Origin of the sequence: Caballeronia telluris (assembly GCF_001544495.1) — a bacterium.
Classification (GTDB): domain Bacteria; phylum Pseudomonadota; class Gammaproteobacteria; order Burkholderiales; family Burkholderiaceae; genus Caballeronia; species Caballeronia telluris.
The window spans coordinates 1-732 of sequence record NZ_FCNZ02000146.1; the positions used below are offsets into that span (position 1 = coordinate 1).

The following is a 732-nucleotide window of genomic DNA, read 5'->3' on the forward strand; positions in this document are numbered from 1 at the left end:
CAATCGGAAACAGGCGTTGGCCGCACGCGCGGCGTAACGCCAAACTCGCCGGTCTCCGACAAACCCGGGGCGCTTCACACTCTGTACGACCACACGTCGTTATTGAAGACTGTCGACAAGGTATTTCGACTGGGCGGAGCGCTGAACCTCACTGCGCGCGTGCGTGCCGCAAATGACTTTACGAAGATGCTCGCACTCACGACGGTCAGGAAAGACGTTCCGTTATGTCCCTCGCCGGTCGAGATTGGGGACGAGCGCCCATCGAGTACGGGCGCTCCCCGGAGCAAGCACCCCTTCGTGCCGCTGTACGCTCGACGATGACTTTCGCGGTGCGCGGCCAGCTTGCGTGACTTTCAAAATCCGCAGCGCGCATTCTTACGTCGCGTTCGAGCATTACAACGAGGAGCACCCTCATAGCGCGCTGAAGTACCGCTCGCCAAGCGAGTTCAGGCGCAGAACCGATTCATCAACTCGAAGGTGAGGTGGTGTCCCGAGGTGCAGGCGCAAAATCACGTACCAACCATCCTCGGCAATATCGAGACACATATAGCTCGTCGGTCTTGCAGAATCGCGCGAAGCCAAGCGCAGCGTGCGGATAGGTGCAGATAAGCAGTTGCGAAACTCCCAGTTTCAATATGAAATGGGCCTATCTTCTGGGAGTGAGAAGCGCCGATGAGCACACCGGATTTCTTCCGCAGCCGCCTGGACGCGATGATCGATTTGCGGCATCCG

2 pseudogenes are annotated in these 732 nt (G+C 58.6%); both read left to right on the forward strand.

Features of this window, described 5'->3' with window-relative positions:
* Window positions 1–321: pseudogene (locus tag AWB66_RS34835) on the forward strand (hypothetical protein); the annotation flags it as partial.
* Between the two features lie 58 nt (window positions 322–379).
* Window positions 380–481, forward strand: a pseudogene (locus AWB66_RS34840) (integrase core domain-containing protein); the annotation flags it as partial.
* Window positions 482–732 lie beyond the last annotated feature (251 nt).